This is a genomic window from Polynucleobacter sp. (assembly GCF_040400325.1).
Classification (GTDB): Bacteria; Pseudomonadota; Gammaproteobacteria; order Burkholderiales; family Burkholderiaceae; genus Polynucleobacter.
Genome location: NZ_JBBAQK010000036.1, coordinates 1 through 2448, shown reverse-complemented (window position 1 = coordinate 2448; position 2448 = coordinate 1). Strand labels below are relative to the sequence as shown.

Here is a 2448-nt window from a genome sequence, read left to right as displayed (position 1 = left end):
TTACGCAAGAAGAATTGAAGCATTTGCTGGACTTCATGCCCGCGTGGTGTCATGCAGCTGAACGTAAAAATCACGTAGAAATGCGACTGCTGCTTCGTGACTACGTGGAACTGCTACTGGCTACAGGTATGCGTAGTGCTCGTGAAAGTATGAACATTCGGTGGCGATACATCGAGTGGAACAGAGATGGTAGCCAACTCAAATCCCCACTCACACGCCCTAAGCCACATGTATAAGATTATTGGATTTACATGTTTATTTTTGACATGATGACCTGAGTTAGTACTTTGTAAGTAGCGTTTAGTAGCTAGGCTTGATTCAACAACTCTTGTCAGGATTAAAAGCTATATAAACTAGTTATTGTCTATGGCTATCAGCTCAAAGGAAATTGAGATGAAAAAATTTAAATCATCTTTCACTGAAATACTTAAATTCGGATTTAGCCTGCTTTTAATAGGCACCTTGGGAATAGTCTCTTTTGTGCAAGCTTCTGAGTCTGAAGTTTCTGTTCCAAAAGGAATTCAAGACATTGTGAATTCACTAAAGCAAGCATCTGTAGATAACAAATCTCGGGACGAAGATTTAAAGCTAATAACTAAAGAAATCTCCAACTTAGCTAAAGATGAAGATCAATATAGTCACTACTATTTCCAAGCAATGGCCGCCCAACGATTAGGCAGAATGAGTCAGCGTATTGACTTTTTGACTAAATCACTTCAGCACGCAAAAAAAGGAACTCATCAGGAATTTCAGGTCACAAATGAATTATTTCAATCAGAAATGCAAGTTGGAGATTCAAAGAAGGCAATATCCCGTTTAGAAGTCTTATTGGATAAAGTTCCCGATCGAAATACTGGTGTATTGATTGGCTATAACGGCAACCTTGCTGAAGCGTATTCCACTATTGGAGATTTTGAAAAAGCAGAAAACCACCTCAGGCTAACGGGTTCACTATTGACGTATGTTAAGCGTGCCCCAGCCTACTCATTGTATGGAGCCAGCTGGAACAAGGCCTTCCTTTCAGCGCAAGCTGAAATATCATTTCAAAAGGGACGATTTTCAGAAGCTGAAATATCATTTAGAAAAGCTATAGATATATTTACTCCCCAAATAAATAATTTAGAAGTAAATATTATTTCTTCTGGTGATACAAATCGCGCACCGGGCTTGGGTTCGAATGAACGAACCAGCCCAAATATGAATGTTCCCAAAGAGTCTTTAGAGAATCTTTATATCAGGTTGAGTGGGACTTTAATAAAGTTACGCAAAGTTAATGAAGCAGAAATCTATTCAAGAGAAGCATTAAAAATGTCATTGACTAGAACCGGCAAGGCTTCAGTCTCAACTTCAAAGGCTTTGCGCGAGTTAGCAATTGTTATGCTCTCTCGCGAGAGAAACAAGGATGCCATTTATTTACTAAATCAAAGCCTGCTAAGTTTAAAAGAATCTGGAGTTACTGAAGAATCTATTCAACTAGCAGTTACTAAAAAAACCTTGGCATCAGCACTCATTGCTGAAAATAAATTTTTAGAAGCATTAAAGATTTACTCTGAATTAGAGATCACTTTAAAATCATTTCCTGAGACAGCTAGGTTTGTTGAGATTAACAGCCCTGAACTAGTATTCGCACTAATTAGAACTGGTGACTTGGTTACAGCTGAAAGAGTTGCTTTGCAATTAGTTGAAATAAATGAAAATCGAACAGGCAAGGCGTCAAAGGAAACTACTCAAGCCAAATTACTTTTAGCCTTTACCTTAGCAGAGCAAAGAAAAGATGAAGTTGCACATGGATTTTTTTCTACATCAATAAATAACCTGATTGAACTAGAAAGGGAGAGTGCAGCAGATTCGGACGGCATCTCAATGCAAGAAAAAAAATTCCTTGTAGGTTATGTTGAGTCTTATCTTGGTGTTTTATCTCGTGCATTTGACAAATCCTCAAATCAAAAATTAGTAAATGAGGCTTTTGTCCTGGGAGACTTGGCTCGCAGTAGCAATGTTCAGCGTGCACTCAGTTCAAGTACCGCGCGTGCAAATATCACGGACCTCAGATTATCTAAACTTGTTCGCGAAGAACAAGACTTGAATCAGCAGATTGTCTTCTTGACTAAGTTCAGCAAAGAGCTTGCCATGCAACCTGCTAGTGAGCAGTCGCCACAGATTCAAGCCAAGATGAGAGCGGATATTGAACAACTTCGCAAAGACGCAAAGCGAGCAACCATGCTGATTGCATTGGACTTTCCGGATTATGCTGAATTAGTAAACCCCAAGCCTATTTCGCTTGAAAAAATCCAAAAAACTATTCGATCTAATGAGACTTTAGTTTCTTGGTTTGTAGGCACCAAAACAAGTTATGTTTGGGCAGTCAATCAGCAAGGTACGCCCTTATTTAAGGCTATCCCTATCGGTCAAAAAGAAGTTAGACAAAACGTCACAGAATTACGTAAG

General features: G+C 38.9%; 1 protein-coding gene and 1 pseudogene. Both read left to right on the top strand.

Annotated elements, in window-relative coordinates:
* Window positions 1–236, top strand: a pseudogene (locus ABWP14_RS11350) (hypothetical protein); the annotation flags it as partial.
* A gap of 157 nt (window positions 237–393) precedes the next feature.
* A partial coding sequence (locus ABWP14_RS11345) for a tetratricopeptide repeat protein (RefSeq protein ID WP_353203082.1) occupies window positions 394–2448 on the top strand: 2055 nt, incomplete at its 3' end.